General features: G+C 61.1%; 21 protein-coding genes. 14 read left to right on the top strand and 7 right to left on the bottom strand.

Going from position 1 to position 24,427, the window contains the following annotated elements; genetic code table 11:
• Positions 1-203 precede the first annotated feature (203 nt).
• Together C1896_21255 and C1896_21250 are read left to right on the top strand one after the other, a co-directional pair.
• The gene (locus C1896_21255; protein ID AZZ47234.1) at positions 204-938 is read left to right on the top strand and encodes a two-component system response regulator OmpR; all 735 of its coding nucleotides are present in this window, start codon (positions 204-206) and stop codon (positions 936-938) included.
• Positions 939-1,178: 240 nt separating this feature from the next.
• Positions 1,179-2,498: a two-component sensor histidine kinase gene (locus C1896_21250; protein ID AZZ47770.1), complete on the top strand. Its 1,320-nt coding sequence runs from the start codon at positions 1,179-1,181 to the stop codon at positions 2,496-2,498.
• Between the two features lie 108 nt (positions 2,499-2,606).
• On the opposite strand, the gene C1896_21245 is transcribed toward C1896_21250, so the two are convergent.
• Positions 2,607-3,512: a 30S ribosomal protein S6--L-glutamate ligase gene (locus tag C1896_21245; GenBank protein ID AZZ47233.1), complete on the bottom strand. Its 906-nt coding sequence runs from the start codon at positions 3,510-3,512 to the stop codon at positions 2,607-2,609.
• The gene (locus C1896_21240) at positions 3,509-4,003 is read right to left on the bottom strand and encodes an ATP-dependent zinc protease (protein ID AZZ47232.1); all 495 of its coding nucleotides are present in this window, start codon (positions 4,001-4,003) and stop codon (positions 3,509-3,511) included. Before C1896_21240 ends, C1896_21245 begins: the two co-directional genes overlap by 4 nt.
• 74 nt (positions 4,004-4,077) lie before the next feature.
• Here C1896_21240 and C1896_21235 point away from each other — a divergent pair, with 74 nt between their 5' ends.
• The 4 genes from C1896_21235 (at position 4,078) to C1896_21220 (ending at position 8,055) form a co-directional block, all read left to right on the top strand.
• A complete protein-coding gene (locus tag C1896_21235) occupies positions 4,078-4,473 on the top strand; it encodes an RNA-binding protein (GenBank protein ID AZZ47231.1) in 396 nt (131 codons plus the stop codon).
• A 129-nt stretch (positions 4,474-4,602) separates the two neighbouring features.
• Positions 4,603-5,502: an Hsp33 family molecular chaperone HslO gene (locus C1896_21230; GenBank protein AZZ47230.1), complete on the top strand. Its 900-nt coding sequence runs from the start codon at positions 4,603-4,605 to the stop codon at positions 5,500-5,502.
• 154 nt (positions 5,503-5,656) lie between these two features.
• Positions 5,657-7,198, top strand: coding sequence for a phosphoenolpyruvate carboxykinase (ATP) (locus C1896_21225; GenBank protein ID AZZ47229.1), 1,542 nt, complete (start codon positions 5,657-5,659; stop codon positions 7,196-7,198).
• Between the two features lie 254 nt (positions 7,199-7,452).
• Positions 7,453-8,055, top strand: a complete 603-nt coding sequence (locus tag C1896_21220) for a nitroreductase family protein (GenBank protein ID AZZ47228.1) — start codon at positions 7,453-7,455, stop codon at positions 8,053-8,055.
• Positions 8,056-8,142: 87 nt separating this feature from the next.
• Here the strand turns inward: C1896_21220 and C1896_21215 are convergent, their stop codons facing one another.
• On the bottom strand, positions 8,143-8,391 hold the full coding sequence (locus C1896_21215; GenBank protein ID AZZ47227.1) for a hypothetical protein: 249 nt from the start codon (positions 8,389-8,391) through the stop codon (positions 8,143-8,145).
• A 314-nt stretch (positions 8,392-8,705) separates the two neighbouring features.
• Here C1896_21215 and C1896_21210 point away from each other — a divergent pair, with 314 nt between their 5' ends.
• Entirely contained in the window at positions 8,706-10,646 is a 1,941-nt protein-coding gene (locus C1896_21210) for a recombinase RecQ (GenBank protein ID AZZ47226.1), read from the top strand.
• Positions 10,647-10,662: 16 nt separating this feature from the next.
• On the opposite strand, the gene C1896_21205 is transcribed toward C1896_21210, so the two are convergent.
• Positions 10,663-12,684: a chemotaxis protein gene (locus tag C1896_21205; protein AZZ47769.1), complete on the bottom strand. Its 2,022-nt coding sequence runs from the start codon at positions 12,682-12,684 to the stop codon at positions 10,663-10,665.
• Between the two features lie 358 nt (positions 12,685-13,042).
• Here C1896_21205 and C1896_21200 point away from each other — a divergent pair, with 358 nt between their 5' ends.
• The gene (locus C1896_21200; GenBank protein AZZ47225.1) at positions 13,043-14,677 is read left to right on the top strand and encodes a methyl-accepting chemotaxis protein; all 1,635 of its coding nucleotides are present in this window, start codon (positions 13,043-13,045) and stop codon (positions 14,675-14,677) included.
• 26 nt (positions 14,678-14,703) lie between these two features.
• Here C1896_21200 and C1896_21195 read toward each other — a convergent pair whose 3' ends face one another.
• Positions 14,704-14,898: a hypothetical protein gene (locus C1896_21195; protein AZZ47224.1), complete on the bottom strand. Its 195-nt coding sequence runs from the start codon at positions 14,896-14,898 to the stop codon at positions 14,704-14,706.
• A gap of 276 nt (positions 14,899-15,174) precedes the next feature.
• Between C1896_21195 and C1896_21190 the strand changes: the two genes are divergently transcribed.
• From C1896_21190 to C1896_21175, 4 genes are all read left to right on the top strand, one after another.
• A complete protein-coding gene (locus tag C1896_21190; protein ID AZZ47223.1) occupies positions 15,175-16,092 on the top strand; it encodes an aldo/keto reductase in 918 nt (305 codons plus the stop codon).
• Between the two features lie 34 nt (positions 16,093-16,126).
• The gene (locus C1896_21185) at positions 16,127-17,422 is read left to right on the top strand and encodes an MFS transporter (GenBank protein ID AZZ47222.1); all 1,296 of its coding nucleotides are present in this window, start codon (positions 16,127-16,129) and stop codon (positions 17,420-17,422) included.
• Between the two features lie 195 nt (positions 17,423-17,617).
• A complete protein-coding gene (locus C1896_21180; GenBank protein AZZ47221.1) occupies positions 17,618-18,040 on the top strand; it encodes a ribosomal subunit interface protein in 423 nt (140 codons plus the stop codon).
• Positions 18,041-18,172: 132 nt separating this feature from the next.
• Entirely contained in the window at positions 18,173-18,766 is a 594-nt protein-coding gene (locus tag C1896_21175; GenBank protein AZZ47220.1) for a fructose-2,6-bisphosphatase, read from the top strand.
• Positions 18,767-19,932: 1,166 nt separating this feature from the next.
• Here the strand turns inward: C1896_21175 and C1896_21170 are convergent.
• Entirely contained in the window at positions 19,933-20,145 is a 213-nt protein-coding gene (locus C1896_21170; GenBank protein ID AZZ47219.1) for a cold-shock protein, read from the bottom strand.
• Between the two features lie 653 nt (positions 20,146-20,798).
• On the opposite strand from C1896_21170, the gene C1896_21165 reads away from it, so the two are divergent.
• Entirely contained in the window at positions 20,799-21,749 is a 951-nt protein-coding gene (locus C1896_21165) for an alpha/beta hydrolase (protein AZZ47218.1), read from the top strand.
• Positions 21,750-22,169: 420 nt separating this feature from the next.
• Here C1896_21165 and C1896_21160 read toward each other — a convergent pair whose 3' ends face one another.
• On the bottom strand, positions 22,170-23,084 hold the full coding sequence (locus C1896_21160; protein AZZ47768.1) for a LysR family transcriptional regulator: 915 nt from the start codon (positions 23,082-23,084) through the stop codon (positions 22,170-22,172).
• A gap of 102 nt (positions 23,085-23,186) precedes the next feature.
• Here C1896_21160 and C1896_21155 point away from each other — a divergent pair, with 102 nt between their 5' ends.
• Complete coding sequence (locus C1896_21155) at positions 23,187-24,425, top strand: 3-hydroxyacyl-CoA dehydrogenase (protein ID AZZ47217.1); 1,239 nt, start codon at positions 23,187-23,189, stop codon at positions 24,423-24,425.
• The last annotated feature ends 2 nt before the right edge of the window (positions 24,426-24,427 follow it).

Raw genomic sequence — 24,427 nt, 5'->3', positions numbered from 1 at the left:
GCAGGCCGTGCCTGCGCGAAAGGGCGCGATTATAAGGGCAGCAGAGCATTTGGGGCCGCAAGCCGGACGAAAAACCCGAGCCAGGCGCACCGACTCATTCTTTCGGCCCTCGGCCAGGCACCGCAAAATCTGCTAACAATGGCTGTCAGTTGCGTTTACTTCACTGCGCGCATAATGCGCCGTCGATCATTCCGGGAGTTCTCATGAGCAGCACCGCACCTGCCAACGAAGGCGAAAAGATCCTGATTGTTGACGATGACGCCCGTCTGCGGCGCTTGCTCGAGCGCTTTCTCGATGAGCAGGGTTACCGAGTCCGGACGGTGGAAAGTGCCGAGCAGATGGACCGTCTGCTCAGCCGCGAGCTGTTTCATCTCGTAGTGCTGGACCTGATGATGCCGGGCGAAGACGGCCTGTCGGCCTGTAACCGGCTGCGTACCGGTGGCAACCAGATCCCGATCATCATGCTGACGGCCAAGGGTGACGAGGCCAGTCGCATTCAGGGGTTGGAGCAGGGCGCGGACGATTATCTGGCCAAGCCGTTCAATCCCCGTGAGCTGTTGGCGCGGATCCGCGCGGTGCTCCGCCGCCAGGCACCGCAGGTGCCAGGTGCGCCGGGCAGCGAAGATGAAACGGTGACCTTCGGTGATTACGAGCTGTTCCTCGGCACCCGTGAGCTGAAGAAGGGCGATCAGGTGCATATGCTCACCACCGGTGAATTCGCCGTGCTCAAGGCGCTGGTACAGCACGCTCGCGAGCCGCTAACCCGAGACAAGCTGATGAACCTGGCCCGCGGTCGCGAGTGGGATGCGCTCGAACGTTCCATCGATGTGCAGATTTCCCGCCTGCGCCGGCTGATCGAGCCGGACCCATCCAAGCCGCGTTATATCCAGACCGTCTGGGGCGTCGGCTATGTGTTCGTGCCTGATGGCAACAAATAGCAGCCGCCTGCTGCTCGCGGCGCTGAGCCAAATTGGGGTGCAGTGCTTTTCTCAGGCTGCATCATTGGATGGCTTACGGATCACGAAGTGAGCCATCAGCCTCGTAGGGTGGGCTTTAGCCCACCACCCTTGTTCGACTCGGTTGGCTAAAGCGGAGCAGCTTACGACCCAGTCTTCACTGTGAAATCCCACATCGCTGGCCTCTTGGTTCAGCCTCCCGCGGTCAAAATCGGCTTGTCTATGAAAACCCCGCTCTGGTTCCCGCAAAGCTTCTTCGCCCGCACCCTGTGGATGGTGCTGATCGTGGTCCTGTTCTCCAAGGTATTGATGCTGGTGTACCTGATGATGAACGAGGACGTCATGGTCGATCGTCAATACAGCCATGGTGCGGCGCTGACCTTGCGTGCCTACTGGGCAGCTGACGAGGAAAACCGCGAACGCATCGCAGAGGCGGCCGGCTTGCAGCGGGTTACGATGGACGATGTGCCGCCCAGTGAATATCACTGGCCTTACACGGAAATCTTCCAGCGGCAGATGCAGGCCGAACTCGGTGTCGAAACCGATGTGCGGGTGCGTATTCAGCCTGACACAGCCATCTGGGTCCGCGCGCCTAGCCTAGGGCCGGACTGGTTGCGGGTGCCGTTGTACGCATACCCGTTGCGCGGTCAGCGGATCTGGAGCGTGCTCGGCTGGTTTCTCGGTATTGGGCTGCTGTCCACGGCCGCCGCGTGGATCTTTGTCAGCCAGCTCAACCTGCCGCTCAAACGCTTGGTTTATGCGGCCCGGCAAATCGGTAAGGGGCGTAGCGTGCGGTTGCCCATCAGCGACACGCCGAGCGAGATGACTGAGGTTTATCGCGCGTTCAACCAGATGGCAGAGGATGTCGAACAGGCTGGCCGCGAGCGGGAGCTGATGCTCGCTGGCGTATCGCATGACTTGCGCACGCCGCTGACGCGCTTGCGGTTGTCCCTCGAACTGATGTCCAGTGACGCCGAGCTGACCGAAGACATGGTTCGCGATATCGAGGACATGAACGCGATTCTCGACCAGTTCCTCGCCTTCGTTCGCGATGGCAGCGACGAGCCGGTGGAAAGCGTCGACCTGGGCGAGCTGGTGCGTGAAGTAGTGGCGCCCTACAACCAGTACGGAGAAACCGTTCGCCTCTGTGTCGAGCCGATGCCGCAATTGGCGTTACGACGAGTTTCGATCAAACGACTGCTGGTGAACCTGATCGAAAATGCGCTGCGTTATGGCGGCCATGGCGTCGAAGTGGCCGCCCATGTTTCGGGCGACAGCAATGCACCCTATGTCGTCCTCAGCGTGCTTGACCGGGGCACGGGCATCGATCCCCGGGAGCTCGGCGAAATATTCAACCCGTTCATCCGCGGCGACAAGGCACGTGGCGGGCAGGGTGCCGGGCTGGGGCTGGCGATCGTCAAGCGGATCGCATCGCAACATGGTGGTGTGATTGAGTTACGCAACCGCGAAGGCGGCGGGCTCGAGGCGCGGGTGAGCCTGCCGTTGGGGTTGTTGCTGCCGAGGGATGCGGTGAAGCAGTAGGTAGCCGTAGGCTTCGGTTCCCTACTGTCGAGCCGGCTCTTGCTGGCCGCGTAAGTCTCTCGATTACGGAATCCGTGGAAGCTGCGATTCCCGGTTTCCAGCGCTCGCTTAGCCCTTTCCCTTCGTCCTCGTCAGATGCGGGCCGGCGTTCTTTTCCAGGTACTGGATGATCAGCCCGGCGACATCCTTGCCAGTGGTTTCCTCGATCCCTGCCAGGCCTGGGGAGGAGTTCACTTCCATCACCAGAGGGCCATGGTTGGAGCGCAGGATATCGACGCCCGCCACGCTGAGGCCCATGACCTTGGCCGCGCGGATCGCGGTCATCCGCTCTTCCGGCGTGATCTTGATCAGGCTGGCGGTGCCGCCACGGTGCAGATTGGAGCGGAATTCGCCAGGCTTGGCCTGACGCTTCATCGCGGCGATGACCTTGTCGCCAACCACGAAGCAGCGGATATCCGCGCCGCCGGCCTCCTTGATGTATTCCTGCACCATGATGTCCTGCTTGAGGCCCATGAAGGCCTCGATCACGGACTCGGCGGCGGTGGCGGTTTCGCACATGACCACGCCGATACCCTGGGTGCCTTCGAGCACCTTGATCACCAGCGGCGCGCCGTTGACCATTTGAATAAGGTCGGCAATATCGTCTGGCGAGTGGGCAAAGCCGGTCACTGGCAGGCCGATACCCCGGCGCGACAGCAACTGCAGCGAGCGCAGCTTGTCCCTCGAGCGGGCAATGGCTACCGATTCATTCAGCGGAAACACGCCCTGCATTTCGAACTGGCGCAGCACCGCGCAGCCATAAAAGGTAACCGAGGCGCCGATCCGCGGGATCACCGCATCGAAGCCTTCCAGTGGGCGGCCGCGATAATGAATCTGTGGTTTGTGGCTGGCGATGTTCATGTACGCGCGCAGGGTGTCGATGACGACCACCTCATGGCCACGTTGCTGGCCGGCCTCCACCAGACGGCGGGTCGAATACAGGCGTGGGTTGCGCGACAGCACGGCGATTTTCATGGGGCACCGGAAAGAGTGAGAGTCTGGGGTTTTTCCTGCACGTAGGTGCGGGCAGGGTCGACCAGCCATTTGCCGTCCATCAGGGCTTTTGACCCCAGCAGTAAGCGATAGCGCATGGTCTTGCGACAGGTAAGGGTGAATTCGACGGGCCACAGGTGGTCGCCCAGCGCCAATAGCGTACGCACCACGTAGCGGGTCTGTACGTGTCCGTTGGAGCTTTTGATGATCTTGCGCGCCACCAGCGGCGCTTCGCAGCGGTGGCGACTCTGCACCAGCGTCCCCAGGTGCGCCGTAAAACGGACCCAGCGTTCACCATTGCGCTTGAATTCGCTGATGTCGGTCGCATGTAAGGCGGAGGTGCTAGCGCCGGTATCGATCTTCGCGCGCAGGCCGACCACACCGAGTTCGGGCAAGGCGATCCATTCGCGCAAACCGATGATTGTCTGGAGGTCGGGACTGTTCAAAAGCGTATCCAGTAAATTTCCGCGCATTCTAGACAGGCTGCATGACAACCGCATCTCCCTGTTCCAACCTATGACAACGAGACGCTAGGCAGAGTTGAGCGATGAGTGAGAAAGACGACGGCAAAGTCCGTCTGGATAAATGGCTGTGGGCGGCACGGTTCTTCAAGACGCGGGCCTTGGCGAAAGCGGCCATCGAGGGCGGCAAGGTGCATTGTCGCGGCGAGCGGTGCAAGCCGAGCAAGGAACCTAAACTCGGCGAGGAGCTGGTGATTCGGGCCGGCTATGATGAGCGCACCGTGGTGATCAGGGCGTTGGCGGCCGTGCGCAAGGGCGCCCCGGAGGCTCAGCTACTGTATGAGGAGACCGCCGAAAGCCTAGTTCGCCGGGAGAACGCTGCGGCCATGCGCAAGGCGGGCAGCCTAGGGGTGGAAACCGATGGCAAGCCAAGCAAAAAACAACGTCGCGCGTTGCAGCGGTTTCATTCGGACGCGGGTTGAGTGCCGCTGGTTGGATGGTCGCCACTTTCGACCTAGAATGCGGTCCCTTCTTCTTAGGTGCCGCACCATCGCCGAGACGTGCCACGTCCCGCCATTTATGACGGCCCCGAACGCCCACCTGCTCTGGTCATGCCCATGCTCGATTCCGATTACACCCAACGCTTTCTTTTCGATGACACCGACGTACGCGGCGAATGGGTCGGGCTCGAGCGCAGCTATGCGGAGGTCCTGGCCAAGCATGCTTATCCTGAACAGGTTGCGCAGTTGCTCGGCGAACTGCTCGCGGCGGCGGCGCTGTTGGTCGGCACGCTGAAATTCGATGGGTTGATGGTGTTGCAGGCACGCTCGTCCGGTGCGGTGCCGTTGTTGATGGTCGAGTGCTCCAGCGATCGAGAAGTGCGCGGCATTGCTCGCTATGACGAGGCGCTGCTGACCCCCGGCGCGACCCTGTCGGAACTGATGCCCGATGGCGTTATGGCGATGACCATCGACCCTGCCAACGGGCAGCGTTATCAGGGCATTGTTGCGCTGGACGGCGTGACCTTGGCGGACAGCCTGTCGAACTATTTCGCCTCCTCCGAGCAACTGCCGACGCGCTTCTGGCTAGCCGCTGATGGCCGCCGTGCTTGCGGGATGTTGTTGCAGCAGCTGCCAGCTGCTCGCATCCGTGACGGCGAAGAGCGCGAAGCCAGCTGGCAGCACCTTCGCACCCTGGCCGATACCCTGTCGACCGAAGAGTTGCTGGGGCTCGATACCCAGACCATCCTGCATCGTCTTTATCATGAAGAGCAGGTTCGGCTGTTCGACCCACGGCCGATCGTGTTCCGTTGCAGCTGCTCGCGTGAACGCTCGGCCAATGCAGTCGTCAGTCTCGGCCAGCACGACGCCGAACTGCTGCTGACGGAGCAGGGCGGGGCCATCACCATCGATTGCCAATTCTGCAATCATAGCTACCGCTTCGACGCGGCCGACATCGCCCAGCTTTTTGCCGGTGCGGGAACGGAAGGTCCATCCGGCACGCGGCATTAGAGGCTTTCCGGGCCTAGGAACCTTTTCGCCATCACGCCCTCATACCCAGCGCAGCGTCATTTCTGTCATAATCGCTCGCACTTTTTTCGGTGTAGTCCACTACTCTGTGGGCTACAAAGCATGGAGGAATCGGCCCAGGGCCGACGGGAAACTCATGACGCAAGCCACTAACGCCGTATACATCGACATCAGCACCGCTCAACTGGTCGAAGAAGCCATCAAGCGCGGTGAAGGTGAATTGGCCGCCACTGGCGCGCTCGTCGTGAAAACCGGCCACCGGACCGGTCGTTCGCCAGCTGACCGCTATATAGTCGAGGAGCCCAGCACCCGGGCCTCCATTGCCTGGGGGCCGATCAACCGTCCGTTCCCGGCCGACAAGTTCGACGCGCTGTGGGATCGCGTCGAGGCGTTCAACCGCGACCAGGATTTCTTCGTTTCTCACGTGCATGTTGGCTCCGCCGAGGATCACTACCTGCCGGTCAAGATGACCACCGCCACCGCTTGGCAGAACCTGTTCGGTCGCCAACTGTTCATCAACCCGGAAACCTACAACCCGGCCGGCAAGGAGGAGTGGAAGGTACTCAACGTGGCGAACTTCGAGTGCGTGCCCGAACGTGACGGCACCAATTCCGATGGCTGCGTAATCATCAACTTCGCTGCCAAGAAAGTGCTGATCGCCGGCATGCGCTACGCCGGTGAGATGAAGAAGGCCATGTTCTCGGTGCAGAACTTCCTGCTGCCGGAAAAAGACGTACTGCCGATGCACTGCGCCGCCAACATTGGCGACGATGGCGACGTGACGCTGTTCTTCGGTCTCTCCGGCACTGGCAAGACCACCTTGTCGGCAGACGAATCGCGTCATCTGATCGGCGACGACGAGCACGGCTGGGGCACCGGCGTCGTGTTCAACATCGAAGGCGGCTGCTACGCCAAATGCATCGACCTCTCCGAGAAGAACGAGCCGGTGATCTGGAAAGCCATCCAGTTCGGCACCGTGCTGGAAAACGTTGTACTGAACGGCGAGCGCGCCGCCGACTACACCGATGACAGCCTGACCCAGAACAGCCGCGCCGCCTACCCGCTGGAATACGTCGAGAAGCGTTCCGAGAAGAACCTGGGCGGCGAGCCGAACGCAGTAATCTTCCTGACTTGCGACCTGACCGGTGTTCTGCCTCCGGTTTCGATCCTCAATGAAGAGCAGGCGGCTTACCACTTCCTGTCCGGCTACACCGCCCTGGTGGGCTCCACCGAAATGGGTTCGGGCAGCGGCATCAAGTCGACCTTCTCCACCTGCTTCGGCGCGCCGTTCTTCCCGCGTCCGGCCGGCGTGTATGCCGAGCTGCTGATCAAGCGCATCCAGGCGTTCGGCTCCAAGGTCTATCTGGTCAACACCGGCTGGACTGGTGGTGGCTACGGCGTCGGCAAGCGTTTCAACATTCCGACCACTCGTGCTGTGATCGCTGCGATCCAGAGCGGTGCGTTGGTCGGTGCCGAAACCGAGCATCTGCCGATCATCAACCTCGACGTGCCGAAGGCCGTCACTGGCGTCGACACCCAGCTGCTTAACCCACGCAACACCTGGTCCGATGTCAATGCCTACGACGAGGCCGCGAAGGAGCTGGCGAACAAGTTCGTCGAGAACTTCAAGAAGTTCGACGTCTCCGACGCCATCAAGGCCGCTGGCCCGCAGCTCTAAGCTGTAGCGCCGAGCCATGGAAAAAGCCGCCTTCGGGCGGCTTTTTCGTGGGCGTCTTTCTGCCAGTTCGGTATGGCCGATGGGCGTCAGTGCCCTTGGCGGGTTGGCTGCGAACGCGGCGGTCCCTAGCCGCGAGGCATTACCCGAACCCTTCATCGGTTCGGTTGATAACTTCCATCAACCAACATGGATGGATTCGATGCATGTTGGCGCATAGCATTACGGCCACGTTTAAACCCTGTTGGAGCCACATCATGCAGATCGAAGAAGCCATCCAGACCCGCCGCGCCGTCAAGGCCTATGACGCCAGCTTTGAGCTCAGCCATGAAGAAAAGGACGAGCTCCTGCAACTGGCACTCCTAGCCCCGTCCGCCTTCAACCTGCAGCACGTGCGCTTCGTTGAGGTGAGTGACCCGCAACTGCGCGCGCAGATTCGCGAGGTGGGCTGGAACCAGGCGCAGATGACCGATGCCTCGATGCTGGTGGTGGTCTGCGCTCAGGTCGATAGCTGGGAAAAAAATGTCCGTCGCGTCTGGGACGGTGCTCCGGCCGAAGTGCAGGACTACATGGCAGGCGCCATCGACAACTACTACCGCGACAGGCCCCAAGTACAGCGTGACGAAGCCATGCGCAGCTGCGGCCTGATGGCCCAAACGCTGATGCTTGCTGCACGTGGAAAAGGCCTGGATTCCTGTCCGATGGATGGCTTCGACTTCGACGCCGTGGCTAAGCTGATCAACCTGCCGGACAACCATGTGATCGCGATGATGGTCGCGGTGGGCAAGCGGACTGCCGATCCTAAGCCACGTATTGGCAAGCTGCCGCTTGAAGAAGTGGTCATCCGCGATCGTTTCTGATCGTCTCGGATAAGCTTGCGCCGGTTGCGAAGCGCGCCGATCGGCCTGAAGGCGGATCGGCGTCTGCCAGTTCGGAACTGTAGCTGGTCAGTTCTGGTTCTTGCAGCTGTCGGCAAGCGTTCGGTAGGCGAGCCTACGGACTTCTCCGGCAGAATCCCGATAAGTCATGACGGCATCTGTCACCTCGCAATAGGGTGTCGGCTCGATCTTGATGGAAAGCACCGAGGCAATATCGAGCCGGGAGCCGTAGGTGTAAGGTTCGGAATCGGCGCTGTCGGCATGGACAAACGAGGCGGCTGAGAGGAGTAGGGCAGCAGTAGCAAGGGTAACGCGCATGGCAGGAAATCCTGTATCTGGTTCGTAGGTCCGTTCCTGTTCGCGGGCGGGATCACCTGATCCGGCGGCGCTTATGCTTGTTTTTCAGGAGCCCGGCTATCGTAAATTTGCTAGCTTGCTAACGATAATTGCCGATTCCAATCCAGGCGATTGACCGAATAACCTGGCCGTTTCGCTTGTTGTCTGTTCTGCCCTCCTCTTAGGGCCGGCTCGATGCGCTTTCCAGACGGCTGACCGTTACCCTCCCGTCGCTTTGCAGTACCGTCTCCCTCCTTTTGCTACCCTCCGGCCTCCAGTCAAAGGAGTGACTCAGCATGATCGAACAGACGCTTAAACAGACATTCGGCTATGACGGCTTCCGTCCCGGCCAGGAGCAGGCCATTCGCGCCGTGGTGGCCGGGCGCTCGGCGGCGGCGATCTTTCCCACCGGGTCGGGCAAGTCCTTGTGTTATCAGCTACCGGCGCTGCTGTTGCCGCATCTCACTTTGGTCGTCTCGCCGCTGCTGGCGTTGATGCAGGATCAACTGGCGTTTCTGCATCGGCACGGCATCGCTGCGGCCAGCATCGATTCGGCGCAAAGCCGCGAGCAGGCCAGCGAAACCATGACGCGGGCCAAGTCTGGCGAACTGAAGATCCTGATGATTTCGGTGGAGCGGTTGAAAAACGAGCGTTTCCGTAACTTCATCAGCCAGGTGCCGATCTCGCTGCTGGTCGTCGATGAAGCGCACTGCATTTCCGAGTGGGGGCACAACTTCCGTCCGGATTACCTCAAGCTTCCCGACTATCAGCGCCAGTTCAATATTCCCCAGGTGCTGCTGCTGACCGCGACGGCGACGCCGCCGGTGATCGCCGACATGCAGGCCAAATTCGCGATTGCCGCGGACGACGTGGTGACGACCGGTTTCTACCGGCCCAATCTCAATCTGCTGGTCGAACCGGTCAGCGGCTTCAACAAGCAGCGCCGGCTGGTGGAATGGCTAGAGGACAAGGCTGGGCAGCCCACCATCGTCTACGTTACCCAGCAGAAGACCGCCGAGCAGGTCGCCGAGCATCTGGCGCAGCGAGGCTTTCCGGCCAGCGCTTATCACGCCGGCATGGCGCACGACGCACGCGAGTCGATCCAGCGTCGCTTTATGGCTGGCGAGTTGAATTGCATCGTCGCCACCATTGCCTTCGGCATGGGCATCGACAAGGCGGACATCCGCAACGTGGTGCACTACGACCTGCCCAAGTCGGTGGAGAACTACAGCCAGGAGATCGGCCGTGCCGGCCGCGATGGCAAGCCATCGGACTGCCTGGTGCTGGCAAATCGCGACAGCCTCAGCGTGCTGCAGAACTTCGTCTATGGCGACACGCCGGAACGCGAGGGCATCCGCTGCGTACTCGACGAGCTGCTACAGGCGGCTGCTCCTGATCAAAAGGGCAGCGGACAGTGGGAGCTGATGCTCAACCAGCTATCGGACCAGAGCAACATCCGCCAGTTGCCGCTTAAAACCCTGTTGGTGCAGCTGGAGCTGCGCGGCATCATCGCGCCACGCTTCGCTTATTTCGCCGAGTACCGCTTCAAGTACCTGCTCGAACCTGAGGTGCTGGTGGCGAGATTCGAAGGCGAGCGGCGCCAGTTCGTCGAGGCCATCGTGCACACCTCGGCGCGGGCAAGGACCTGGTGCACGCTGGATTTCGACGCGCTCTATCAGCAACACGGCGCCGACCGTGGCCGGGTCGTCAAGGCGCTGGAGTACTTCCAGGAGAAGGGCTGGATCGAGCTGGAGAGCAAGCAGATGACCGACGTCTATGCGCTGCTCGATCCAGACTTCGACGCAGAGAGCTTGAGCATCGAACTGCATGAATACTTCAAGCAGCACGAAGCGAGCGAGATCACCCGCATCGACAACATGCTGGCACTGTTCGAATCCAGCGAATGCCTGAGTCAGCGGTTGGCGGCCTATTTCGGCGATCAGCAGGCGCCGCAAAAGTGTGACCATTGCTCGGTCTGTCGCGGGCAGGTTGCGCAACTACCGGAACCGCCGCCATTGGCGCCGCTGGGCGAGATGGATGTCGATGCCCGCTGCGCCGAATTCAGTCAGCGCTACACGCCGCTCAAGGGCCACGAGCCCAGCGCTGAATGCCTGACGCGCTTTCTCTGCGGCATCAGCGTGCCGGTGTTCACCAAGCTCAAGGCGCGGCAGATCCCCGGTTTCGCCTCGCTGGACGCCTATCCCTACGCCGAGGTGCGTGCGCGCCTGACGCGCTAGTCGTCGGCGAAGAGCCTCAGCGCGCGGTCAGGCCAATCAGCCGGTCGGCGACGCCCTTGGTCTGGCGTGAGGTGCCGGCGGTGAGGTTGCTCGAATTTTCCAGCGCATCGAGCAGCCCGGTGAGCGAGCCGACACCGGCCGACTGGGTCTCGATGTGCTGCGCCACCGCGCGAATCTCGCTGGCCAGGCGGTCGATGTCGGTGCCGATTTCCTCGGCGTTCTTGCCGGTGATCTCGGCCAGCTTGCGCACTTCGTCGGCCACCACCGCGAACCCGCGGCCTTGCTCGCCGGCGCGCGCTGCTTCGATCGCCGCGTTGAGCGCCAGCAGGTTGGTCTGCCCGGCGATTTGCTGAATGGTCTGCACCACCGACTGGATGCGCTGACTCGACTGCGCCAGATCGCGGGCGCTGCTGACTACCTCGTCGGCCTGGTGGACCATCTGCTTGACCGAGCTGCCAGCCTGTTCGATGACCGTGCCCTGCTGGTTGATGTTCAGCGTCAGGTCGTCCATCGAGCCGTGCAGCTCGTTGGCGCACTGGCTCAGCTGCTCGGACATGGACTGCCGCTCATGATCAGCCTGGGACAGCACCTGGCCAAGGTCGGCCAGGCCGCGGAACACCGGGCGGATGTGTTCGTCGAGGCCGTTGATGTCGACCGCGCTGCTGTAGTCCTGGCGCTTGAACTGTTCGATCTGCTTGACCACCACCTGGCTCAGGCCGGTCAGCTTCTTGATCTGCCGGCGCAGGAAGAACGCCTTGAACTCGCCGTGGTAGGCGATGAAGTTGTCGGTGTACTCGTCGTGGAACTCATCCTTGCCGTTGGTGCGGAAGAAGAACACCGCGGTCAGGGTCTGGTTGAGGTTGAGCCCGAGGATCTCGCCGAAGGTCGAGTAGCCGGCCACCGGCACGTCATCGAACACCGGGTCCATGCCGCCCAGTGCCTGCTCGTTGTTCAGCCGGCGCAGGATGCAGTCGTTGAGGATGCCCACCAACGGTTTGCCGGGTTTGTTCTGCATGAATCGTTGATAGTCACGGCGGGTGGTTTCGGCCAGCGGTGTGCGTTTGACCATGATCAGCTCCTCGCCCGGCGCGACGTCGCAGAACAGGTGCACCCGCTCGTTGGCGAAGTCGATCTGCGAGATCGAGCGGACGAACACTTCCTCGCCGACGCGGATGGCGAAGGAGTAGTCAGACAGTCGCTGCTCGAGCTCCTGCGGCGCACACTTGAGCGCCTCGCACAGCGCCTGGACCATGGTGCGGATGTTGCCGCGTGAGTCGACCACCTGGCTGATGTAGCGATCCTCCAGGGAGGCGCTGAGTACGCTCAGGCTGAGCGGCGTCGGCTCGAAATTCTGGCTCTTGAACACGCCGAAGCGCACGTCCGGCGCGCATTTGAGGAAGACGATCAGCGCATGGTTCTGGTAGCTGCGCTTGCCGTCATGCAGTTGAGTCTTCTGAAAATCCAGCTTGCCACCGGCCGAGCCGCCGACGAACAGGCAGGGAAAACGCCCGGACTCGTACAGCGCTTCCATGAAGAAGGATTCAGACGCGGAGAGACCATCGAAGAAAATGTTTGCCAAGGTGTCGCGGTAATCGATCTTCATCGACACCTGCACACGCTTGATCGACGCCGTGAGGCGCGCGATGCGTTCGCCCATCGACAGCCGCTGGCCCCCGCCGCGGATGTCCTCGCACTCCAGCGGCACGCGGACGATCTCGGCCGCGGCGATCACGCTGGCGTCGAACAGCTGCAGCACTACCCGATCCCACTGTGCGCCGGTCGCACAGTAGAGCCGCTGGCCCTCGCTGGACAGCTCGCCCGCCGTGGTACACAGGCTGATCGTTGCGTTCGGAAAGCGCTGCGATACCTGCCGAGCCACCTCATCGAGATTTACATGCGGCGAGACGAAGCCGGCAATGTAGGTCGGGTTGAAGCGCAGGGCGGCGAGCTGCTGTGAGAGCTGCTGAGCCGAGCAGAGCAAGCTTGCCGTGCCGTTGGTTTGCGTGTGGCCTGGCTTGAATCGGGAGAGCGTAAACATGGGCATTACTCGCGCTTGGTAGGACGAAGCGGAACATCGGCCCGCTCCCGCACCGGTCGAAACGCTGATCGGCTGTCTTGGTTATCGGCTTCGGCAGGGTCGCCTGCAGACGGCTAGGCGGTATCTCCGTCCGACACGTTATCGGTCGCCGGCGGAAAGATCGCCATGCAACCTTGGCATTCATCCGAAAGTACCGGTGGGTGCCAGTGGCACGCCTCCGGCAATGCCGGGCCGCCTGTCTCGCGGGTTGACCTGCCTCAACGGAACGTTGCGGTTGCTGTGCAATGGTCGACGGGTGACCTGTTGCCGCAGCCATTGCGGCCGATAGCCATGGATAAGCCTGCCAAGGAGCACTGTCATGCCCCGCCTTTTCGTCGATCTCGGATTCCGCTGGAAAATCACCCTGCCCATCGCGGCGCTCGCCATCCTGCTTGTGCTGATGGGAGTCTTTGGCATACGCGGCATCGAGCGCGTCGCCGATTCCAGCGAGCGGCTCGCGTCGCGGCATCTGCCTGCCATCAGCCTGCTGCTCAATGCCGACCGCGACCTCTATCAAGCCTTCGTCGCTGAGCGCAGCCTGCTCGACAGCGATGCGGGGGATCACCTCGATGCACTCAAGGCCAGCCACGCGGAAAATCTTCAGCAGGCCTACGACCGGGTGCAGAAATATGCGGCGATGCAGCCGGGGCCTGAGGCCATGGCGCTGGTCGAGCAATTCAACCGCGGGTTCGCCCAATGGTCGGCGGTGTCGCAGCGGGTCATCGAGCAGATCGACCTTGACCCGCAGGCGGCCAGCACGTTGAGCTTCGGCGACAGCGAGGCACGCTTCGACAGCATGCGTGACGCCATCGATCAGCTCGGCAATCTGGAGGATGAAGCTGCCCACGAGATCGGCGCGGCGGCGATCGCCGAGGGCGCGAGCACCGAGACGCAACAGGGCACGCTGCTGGTGATCGGCTTGCTGGGCTGCGTGCTGCTGGTGCTCGGCCTGCCGCTGGTGGTGCTCAAGCCGCTGCGCCGGCTGCTCGACCGTGTGCAGCAGATCGCTGAGGGCGACGGCGATCTGCGCGCCCGCCTGGACGTTCGCTCGGCTGACGAGCTGGGCCAGCTCGGCAATGCGTTCAATCGCTTTCTCGACAAGCTGCAACCACTGATCGCCGAAGTCGGTCGGGTGACGGCGGAAGTCGATACGGCTGCACGTGACATGGCGCGGATGGCGGCGACCAATGATCAATTGATCAACAGCGAGCACGCCGCAGTGGACCAGGTCAGCACGGCTGCCACGGAAATGAGCGCTGCGGTACACGAGGTCGCGCTGAATGCACAGAACGCCTCGGATGCGGCACGCGATGCGCAACAACAATCAAGCCAGGGCGCTGCCGTGGTCAGCAGTACCGTCCAGTCGATCCGTCAGCTGGCTCAGGAAGTGGAAAGCACCTCGAAAACTATTGAGGCACTGGCTGAGGAGACCGCCAGCATCGGTGCGGTGCTTGAAGTGATTCGCGGTATTGCCGAGCAGACCAACCTGCTGGCGCTGAATGCCGCCATCGAGGCCGCCCGTGCCGGCGAGCAGGGTCGTGGTTTCGCCGTGGTGGCGGACGAGGTGCGAGCGTTGGCGGGCCGTACTCAGGATTCGACTAAGGACATTCAGCTACGCATCGAGCGGTTGCAGGGGGGCGTCGCCAAGGCCGTGCAGGCGATGCATGCCGGCAGTAGCAAGGCGCGCGACAGCGTAGAACGGGCTGCTGGGGTCGATCAGGTGCTGGCGGATACGACGCAGTCGGTTCAGCGCATCAATGACATGGCGGCGCAGATTGCTACGGCCTGTGAGGAGCAGAGCAGCGTCACCGAGGAGATTGCCCGCAACATCAGCGATATCCGAGATCTCTCCGATGATGCGGCCGCCAATTCATCGAAAAGCATGCAGGCCAGTCAGCAATTGTCGGGGCTGTCCCAGAGTCTGGCTGCCCTGGTGGGACGTTTCCAGGTCTGACCGCTCCCGTGGTTCGTGGCGATCGGCTAGCCGGGGCCGCGTGCGCCCCAGAGTAGCTTGCCCAGCCCGGCGTCGTCCGGTAACAGCAACAGACTGAGCAGAAACACCAGCAGCAGCCCCAGGGCATAGGCCAGGCTGATCAGGCGCTGTCTCCTGCGGCGCTGTTTCAGTGGCGCTGCGTTGGTCGGTTGCCCGCTGGGGCGTGAAGGGGTTGGGTGCATCGGTCTCTCGATAGGAAGCAAGCCGCAGCTATGGGTCGAGCTGAGCCGGTGCTTGCCAGTTTGGCGCGGCGAAGTAGAACTTAAATGAAAGCATAATGCCACCACTGCGCGGCCGAGCCGATGGGCTGCCTGTTCTTGCAAGCTGCGCATCTTGGGCGGTCTGCTCTCACTGCGCTGTCACATACAGAAAAGCTCTGGTCATCGGATCTACCGGTGCGTCGTGCGGCGTCGACCATACTCAACGTCGCCGCCACCGCCCGACCCGGAGACCCGCTCATGCAGACTCGCCGTCAGCTGCTCTATCGTTCCGCCCTGTTAGCCACTGTTGCCACCCTCGGGCCGCTGTTGCCATTGCTGGGAAGAGCCGCCGAAGCGTTGCGAGTGCGACCGATCCCTGCCTCCGGCGAATTGCTTCCGGTGATCGGGCTGGGCACCTCGCGTACGCATGACATCCGTGTCGACGACCCTGACATGCAGGCCTTGCTGGATGTGCTGCGAGTCTTCGTCGAAGGCGGCGCAAAGGTGATCGATACCGCGCCGAGCTACGGCAATGCCGATCGCGTGGTGGGGGAGCTGATCCAGCGTCGTGACGTGCGTGATCAGGTTTTCCTCGCGACCAAGGTCTCCGCCACTGGCCGTGAGCGTGGTCTGGCACAGATCGAGAAGAGTTTCGAGACGCTGCAGACCGACATGATCGACCTGATTCAAGTGCACAACCTGCAGGACACGCGTACCCAACTGGGCCTGTTGCGCGAGCTCAAGGAACAGGGGCGCATCCGTTATATCGGCGTGACGCACTATGTCGAATCCGCCCATGATCGGTTGCTCGAGGTGCTCAAGCAGGAGCCGGTCGACTTCGTTCAGTTCAACTATTCGGTCAGCGAGCGCAACGCCGAAAAACGATTGCTGCCGTATTGCGCTGATAACGGCATTGCCACGCTAATCAACCGGCCTTTTACCCGCGGCAACCTGCTCTCGCGGGTCAAGGGCAAGCCACTGCCGACTTGGGCGTCGGATGTCGATGCCAGTTCCTGGGCACAGCTGTTGCTCAAGTTCATTCTCGCTGAGCCGGCGGTGACCACGGTGATTCCCGCCACCTCCAATCCGCGTTACATGGCCGACAACATCATGGCCGGGCAGGGCCGTTTGCCGGACGCGCGCCAGCGAGAAATGATCGTCGAAGCCTTTCAATGAAGCCGGTTGGAGAGGCTTCAGCGGAGGCTGATTAATGAAGCCGCTCGCTGCGCGCGCAGCAGTTACGATCAATGCCCGTCCCGGTGAGCTGAGTGCGGCACTGGCTGGGTTCGGCCTTTTCTTCTGCCTGTTCTCCGGCTACTTCATGCTGCGACCGATTCGTGAGTCCATGGGGATTCAGGGGGGCGTCGACAACCTGCAATGGCTGTTCACCGCGACTTTTTTTTCCATGCTGTTCGCCGTGCCGCTGTTCGCCTGGATCAACTCGCGGGTGGCGCGCATCCATTACATCGACTGGGTGTACGGCTTCTTCTGCAGCAACCTGTTGCTGTTCGCCACGCTGTTCTTCCTGCTCGACGACAGCGTCTGGCTGGCACGGGTGTTCTATGTGTGGATCTCGGTCTACAACCTGTTCGTGGTGTCGGTGGCGTGGAGTCTGATGGCCGATGTGTTCGACGCGCCTCAGGCGCGGCGCCTGTTTGCCTTCATCGCCGCTGGTGCCAGTGTCGGCGGGCTGGTCGGGCCTGCCATGAGCGCCTTGCTGGTGGGCGTGCTTGGCCAGTTTGGGCTGATGTTGTTGGCAGCGCTGCTGCTGGCGGCTGCGGTGGTGATCAAGCATTACCTGATGGATTGGCGCGAGGTGTTGGGCGCGGGCAGGCCCGGCGCGGAGCATGCCGAAAGTCCAAAACGGCCGGTGGCGGGCAATCCGTTCAGTGGCCTGACAAGGGTGCTCGGTTCGGGCTACCTGCTGGGCATTGCAGCTTTCGTGCTGCTGCTGACCACCGCCAGTACCTTCCTCTATTTCGAGCAGGCGCGGTTGGTAGCCGAGCTGTTTCCCGACCGCGCCGAGCAGGTGCGAGTCTTCGGGGCAATCGACTTCGTGGTCCAGGCTGGCGCGTTGCTGTCGCAGCTGTTCATTACCGGGCGCATCGCCCAGCGTCTAGGGGTCAGAGTGCTGCTCACTGCGGTACCGGCGCTGGTGTGCCTGGGTTTCATCGGACTGGCGCTGGCGCCGAGCTTTGCTGCGCTGGCGGCGGTGATGATCGTGCGCCGCGTCGGCGAGTATGCCTTTGTCCGCCCGGGTCGGGAGATGCTTTTCGCTCCCCTGGATGCCGAGAGCAAATACAAGGCGAAGAATTTCATCGATACGGTCGTTTATCGCGGTGGTGATGCTCTGAGCGGCTGGGCCAAAGCTCTTCTCGACAGCCTCGGCCACGGTGTCTGGCTGGTTGCCCTGGTCGGCGCGGTGAGTGCGGCGGTATGGGGTGCGGTGGGATGGCGGCTCGGTGCGCAGGCCGATCAGGCGAATAGGCGAACCGGGGACGAATAACATCGGTTAAAGAGGCGTAGCGGCTGATGATCAGGCACGCGAGACGACGCCTGTGCCCGGCGCGCCGCTTCACTGACCTGCGTCAGGCGAGGCCAATCAACGTCTGGCGACAATTCATACAGACGAAGCCGCTGAACCTCGGCGGTACAGACGCCTCGAACCCTAGTAGGTACGTCATCAATCAGGAGTAGTCGTATGCATGTCCAAGTCAACAGCCACCACATCCCCGGCAGCGTCGAGCTGCATGAATGGGTCGGTTCGACCGTAGAGGAGCGGCTGGAGCGCTTCGACGATTTCCTCACTCGCATCGAAGTGCATGTCAGCGACGAGAATGCACAAAAGGCTGGCGCTGATGACAAGCGCTGCCAGATAGAAGCGCGCCCTAAGGGGCATCAAGCCGTGTCGGTCACCCACAAAGCCGAGTCGTTGCAGCTTGCGGTCGATGGGGCTGTCGAGAAGATGCGTCATGCGCTTGAACACCTGATGGGCAAGCTGGATACCAAGGTGCTCTCAGGGGGTGAGATCAATGATCCGCTGCTTGATGAACAACCGCAGGCAGTCAAGGATGCGATGCTCGAAGAAGATTTCCTGGAAAAACAGGAAGCCCTCGATAAGTAAGCCGTCCGGCCCTGGTCTTGTACCAGGGCCTTCCCACCCGTATCCGCATCGGTCCCGTTATCTTTTGAACAGCCCGGAACCGGCTTTGCCGTTACGTTTCGAATAAGTATCGTCCCGTCTGGTAGCCCCGTCATGCAGATCATCCTGGTGCGTCATGGGCGGCCTGACCACAGTGCCGACCCGTGGAGCACGCCGGCCGGCATGAAGGATTGGGTCGAGCGTTACAACGCCGCCAGTGTCGTCGCTGGTGAGCGGCCCGAATCCCTGCGGCGACTCGCCGATGCAGCCGGCACCGTGGTTTGCAGCTCGCTGATGCGCTGCGTGGAGTCGCGCGAGCACCTGAACTGCCAATGCCTGCACCAGCCCGATCCGTTGTTCGCCGAGGCGCACCTGCCTTATCCCGACTGGACGTATCCGTTGATGCCTTCGCGTGTCTGGCGCATCACTTTCCGAACAGCCTGGTTTCTCGGTTTCGCGCGTCACACTGAACCAGTCAGCGAGTCAAAGCGACGGGCCAGTGCGGCTGCAGACAAGCTCGTCGAACTGGCAGAAACCCATGGCAGCGTGTTGTTGATGGGGCACAAGATCATGAATGCGCTAATCGCCACGCAGCTGCGACGCCGCGGTTGGCACGGACCGCCGCTACCACTGCTGTCGGGCTACTGGCATCCGAGTCGATACCGCAAGCAGGCCTTGAGCTGCGAAACCGAAAGCCGACAGGAGTAATTCTGACAAAACGTAGGGCTATAGGGCGGTTCTCGAAGCGACTCTTTGCTTACAGGTAGAACACAGCTAAATCAGCGTGTTGATCGATGCGTTAAGCTGAGAGATAGCTGCTATTCAGCGCTTTTTGCTGGTATTAGCCGCGACAATTAGCGCAGTTTTCGGAACTGGCCTGGCTGCTCCGCAATGGCTTCGGTGTCCGATCGTTTACGCACCAATAGCGAAAGGCTTACAACAACCTGCGCAGATCGCCGCTTCAGCTTCGGGGCTGAAGTAATTAATCTATGCCCACTCTGAAGCGCAGGATGCGCTCAGGATCAGGACGATCGACCATGGCCAGGAAGGCGCTCGAACGGATTCGGAAAGGTCAGAAAAAACCCGCTTCGGCGGGTTTTTGCTTTTCTGCACCCCGCCCAGGGGGCGCCGGCTCGCTTGATCAGGGGGCGGTTTCGATGGAGCAAGCGGCAAGCCCATCGCGTAACCCGTATCCGACCGATACGCCGCATGCAGCGAGGCCACGCTAGCTGGTTAAAGCTACGACCAATAGGCTGTGCCGAGGCATGCATTCGAGGCCTGCCTATCGGTCCGGTGCTCGATATTAGCGAGCACTGATGCCATGCATAGGCTCCGGCGCGACAATTCTTAGGCTGACCTGCGCGCCGTTCGGGCTAAACGACTCGCTTGGCGCGCGATCCGCCCGGTCGTCGAACGCGCCTACAGCGCAACGGTAGGGGTGGCGTGGATTTCGACGAATCTGAAGGCTCTTTTTAGCGCGCGGCTCTGGTCATGTCTCAAGCTGATCTAGGGTCACGGCTTACATCGGGCGCAGGGATATCGCTATTCAGGAACTGCTTCGTCCCCGGTTATTCTGGCCTCACTCTGAAGCGCAGGACGCGCTCAGGATCAGGATGATCGGCCCCCGCCCTGGATGGCGTTCGCAAGGATTCGGACAGGCCAGAAAAAACCCGCTTCGGCGGGTTTTTGATTTTTCAGCGCGGAGCTTTCACCGTCCCGGCCCGGCCCGATGACCGATTGCCTCATGGTTTGTCTGCCAGGAGATGCCAATGCGTGATCGAACGAATATCTGGTCGACTAGCTTCTATGCGTGAATTAAATAATTCGGACGAAAAAAAGCCCCGCCGAAGCGGGGCTTTTTTTAATCAGGCGTCTTAGGAGACTTGAACCTGATCAGCCTGCATTCCTTTCTGGCCTTTAGTAGCCATGAAAGAAACAGCTTGGCCTTCGCTCAGGCTTTTGAAACCTGCGCTTTCGATCGAACGATAATGAACGAACAGGTCTTCGCTGCCGTCGGTCGGCGTAATGAAGCCGAAACCTTTTTCATCGTTGAACCATTTAACTGTGCCATTTTGACGAGTAGACATGAGTATCTCCCAGGTGTTTTAAGGCTGCAGCGCTGAACCGTTCGGCGCCGAGACTGAGAAGCGAGAAGCAAAACGAACCGAGGAGATGAAACAGAGAAACATCATGCCGGGTGTCGAAGTGTTAATTGCGAAGCAGTGGTCACGAATATACGCAGATAAAAAAATAAGTACAGCTTTTGTTTATTTAGATTGATATTCAACTGATTAACTGAAGTGAATAGTCGGTGCAATTTACTCATTTCCAATTAAATTATTTGACCTAGCTGCTTGATAAATAAGCCTGACATTAATCACTCGATCTTTAGTTTTTCGGTGCACATATATGCACCGGGCTCCGTCTGGTTTTCGCATTATCGAGTGATCTACCAAGACCGCATCATGAGCAGCGATCAGTCCTGCCTCGGGCGTTCTGCCAGTGTTGTTAAGGAGGCTATAGAGAGGTCGCACCGTAGCGCGATCGTCCCCTTGCCCACCTAGCAGGCCTCTGCAAGCGTCCCCTGCGGTCTTCACAGACTCTATCTCTCGTATTAGACGATCTGCATCATTTCAAAGACTTTTTGAACCCATTCGGTTTCAGCAGATGGGCAACATAGCTTCATCGGCCGGCACACATCGCCGGACGGGCAAGCCTTTAACCTATCGAGGAAATGATCATGAGCACACTGAACCGCGCACTGACTCTCGCCGCCCTTACGCTGGCCACCGCTGTCACAGCACAAGCTGCTCAAGCTGGCGATACCCGCTCAGCTGCAACGCTGGGCAGCGAACGCTCCGAAAGCTATGTCACCACGAAAGACGGTGTAAGCCTCTACTACAAGGACTGGGGCCCGCGTGACGGGCAGGTCGTTACCTTCAGCCACGGCTGGCCGCTGAACTCGGACAGCTGGGAGTCGCAGATGATGTTCCTGGCGTCGAAGGGCTATCGCGTCGTCGCTCATGACCGCCGCGGACACGGCCGCTCCAGCCAGCCCTGGGACGGCAACGACATGGACCATTACGCGGATGATTTCGCGGCAGTTCTCGAAGCGCTGGATCTGAAGGACGCGACGCTGATCGGCTTTTCAACAGGAGGCGGTGAAGTGGCCCGCTACATTGGTCGCCACGGCACGGCTCGGGTAAAGAAAGCGGTGCTGGTCGCCTCGGTGCCGCCGTTGATGCTCAAGACCGAGAGCAACCCCGATGGGGTGCCGCTGGAGGTGTTCGACGGGCTTCGCCAGGCTTCGCTGGACAATCGCTCCCAGCTTTATCTGGATATCGCCTCCGGCCCGTTCTTTGGCTACAACCGGCCAGATGCGACGCCTTCTCAAGGTCTTATCCAGTCGTTCTGGGTGCAGGGCATGCAGGCCGGGCACAAGAACACTTACGATTCCATCGCAGCCTTCTCGGCCACCGATTTCCGCGAAGACTTGCGCAAATTTGACGTCCCTACGCTGGTGATTCACGGCGGCGATGATCAGATCGTGCCGATCGATACCTCAGCACGCGCCTCGGCGAGCATCGTCAAGGATGCCGAGCTGATCATCTATCCAGGCGCACCGCATGGCCTGACCGACACGCACAAGGAGCGACTGAATCAGGATCTGCTGGCCTTCCTACGGAAGTAATCGGCCCGCCGAGCACCCATGACACGGGGCCGCTCGGCGTCCCGGTCCGACAAAAGCCACTTTGCGTAATTGCGTTTGCATCCGCCAATGTGGCAGTCGAGGGAAAGGCGACAAACTCAAACAGGCGATACCTCGAAACGATGCGTTTGTTCCCGAATGGCGAAATGCTTACAAGGATCCCAGCCTTTGGCTCTTTAGCTGATTCAGTCGAATGACTAATCTATGCCCAGCTCTGAAGCGCAGGACGCGCTCAGGATCAAGGAAGATCGACCATCGCCAGGACGGCAACCGGAAGGATTCGGATGGTCAGGAAAAACCCGCTTCGGCGGGTTTTTTGTTGCCTATGAAAACTGCTGGGCATTTCTACGGAGACCCGTCGAGGCTGTCAGTGACCCCGGTTCCAATCAGCGCTGAACGGCCTTAGCGCTGCAGGCTGTGATTTTCACCGACCGCTACGATCTGCTCGATCAGCCATTGCAAAGCTGCATCCCGTTCACGCTGGGCGACGCTGACGATATCCAACCGAAAGCTGCCGAGATCGAAGGGAAGGTCGAGTAGCTGCAGCGGGAGCAGCTCCGCGAAATAGCGAGCCAGCTGTGTTGGCAGTACGGCGGCCAGATCACTGCTGGCGACAATATGCGCAGCTTGAAGGTAGTTCGGGGTGGTATACACAACGTCCCGGCTCAACCCTTGTTCTTCCAGCCATTGATCGACCATTCCGCGCGTTTGCCCGCCGTGCACCCAGAGGTGGCGAAGGCGCAGAAAACCATCGAGGTTGAGCGTCTCGCTAACCAGCGGATGGCCCTTGCGTATGGCGACCTGCAGGGTCTCGCTGGCCCAACGACGCGTGTGAAAGCGCGTCGGCACCTCAACGAAACGACCCAGTACCAGATCCAGTTCGCCATTATCCAACGCTTCGGCAGGCAGGCTCGGGGTCAGGTGTCGGATTGCGAGCTGCACGCCCGGTGCGACCCGGGTCAGGTGCGCCATCAGCGCGGGCATGCAGATCAGCTCGACGTAATCGGTCACGGCGATCACGAAGCGCTGGCGGCTTCTGGCAGGGTCGAAGCAGTCACCGGCATTGAGCGTGTGTTCGATCTGCTGCAACGCATCGCGAATCGGCGCTTCCAGGCTCAGCGCGCGCGGCGTGGGCTGCATGGCGCGGCCGACACGCACCAGCAGCGGGTCATCGAGCAATTCGCGAAGACGATTGAGCGCATTGCTGACGGCCGGTTGGCTGAGCGACAGCCGCTCGGCGGCACGCGAGACGTTGCGTTCGCGCAGCAAGGCGTCTAGCACGCGGAGTAGATTGAGGTCGAAGTTGTAGATATTCATCTGATGAATCTGAAACATCACAAGACTAAATTTCAAAAATAGTAGCGTCTTCGTCTATGGTTGGTCTCCAGTTTTTTCCGCCGTGCGACGAGGACAGCTGCAATGAGCCAAACCCGCTTCGATATCCAGACCGCCGCCGTAATCGGCGCGGGCACCATGGGCCGCGGTATTGTCATGAGCCTGGCCAACGCCGGCGTGCAGGTGCGCTGGCTGGACAACAACCCCGAGATGCTGGAGCAGGCGCTGGGCGTGGTGGCTGACACCTACGCGCACAACGTGCGGCAGGGTCGCATCGACGAGACTCAAGCGGCTGCGCGACGCGCCTGCATCAGCAAGGCGGCGGATTACCAGGCGCTGGCCGATGTCGATCTGGTGATCGAAGCGGTTTACGAAAACCTCGAACTCAAGCAGAACATTTTCCGCGAGCTAGACGGCATCGTGAAGCCGAGCGGCATCCTGGCCAGCAACACCTCGGCGCTGGACATCGACGCCATCGCCGTTGTCACGGGGCGTCCGGAGCAGGTTGTGGGTCTGCACTTCTTCAGCCCTGCGCACATCATGAAGCTGCTGGAGATCGTCCGCGGCGCGAAGACTTCGAAGGAAGTGCTCGACGCGTCCACCGCGCTCGGCCAGCGCATGGGCAAAGTCAGCGTGATTGCCGGCAACTGCCCGGGCTTCATCGGCAACCGCATGCTCGCCACCTACGTGCGCGAGGCACGCACCATGCTGCTCGAAGGCGCCTACCCGCATCAGGTGGACGCCGCGCTGCAGGGCTTCGGATTCGCCATGGGGCCGTTCCGCATGTACGACGTGGTCGGCATCGACCTGGAATGGCGCGCCCGCGAGCTGGCCGGCAAGGGCCAGGACGAACCCGAAGTGCAAATTGACAACCGTCTCTGCGAGCTGGGCCGCTTCGGCCAGAAGTCGCGCATGGGCTACTACCGCTACGCCGAGGGTAGCCGCCAGGCCGAACATGACCCGGAAGTGGATGCGCTGGTGCAGCGTGAGTCCGAGCGATTGGGCTATCAGCGTCGTGAGATCGGCAGCGAAGAAATCCTCGAGCGCTGCCTGCTGGCGCTGGTCAACGAAGGCGCGCAAATCCTCGAGGAAGGCATGGCCGAGTCGAGTGCCGATATCGATACCGTCTACCTCAACGGTTACGGCTTCCCCGCCGAAGTCGGCGGGCCGATGACCTGGGCGGATCGCGAGGGGCTGATCGCCATTCGGGATCGCCTGAACGCCCTGGCCGAGCGCCACGGCGAACATTGGCAGCCTGCCGAGCTGATCGACAGCCTGGCCACGCTTAGCAGTCGTTTCGCCGACTACAAGAAGGAAGCCTGAGC

It is taken from the genome of Pseudomonadaceae bacterium SI-3 (genome assembly GCA_004010935.1).
GTDB lineage: Bacteria > Pseudomonadota > Gammaproteobacteria > Pseudomonadales > Pseudomonadaceae > Stutzerimonas.
The sequence above is the reverse complement of the archived record's forward strand: the minus strand, read 5'-3'. Positions and strand labels throughout refer to the sequence as shown.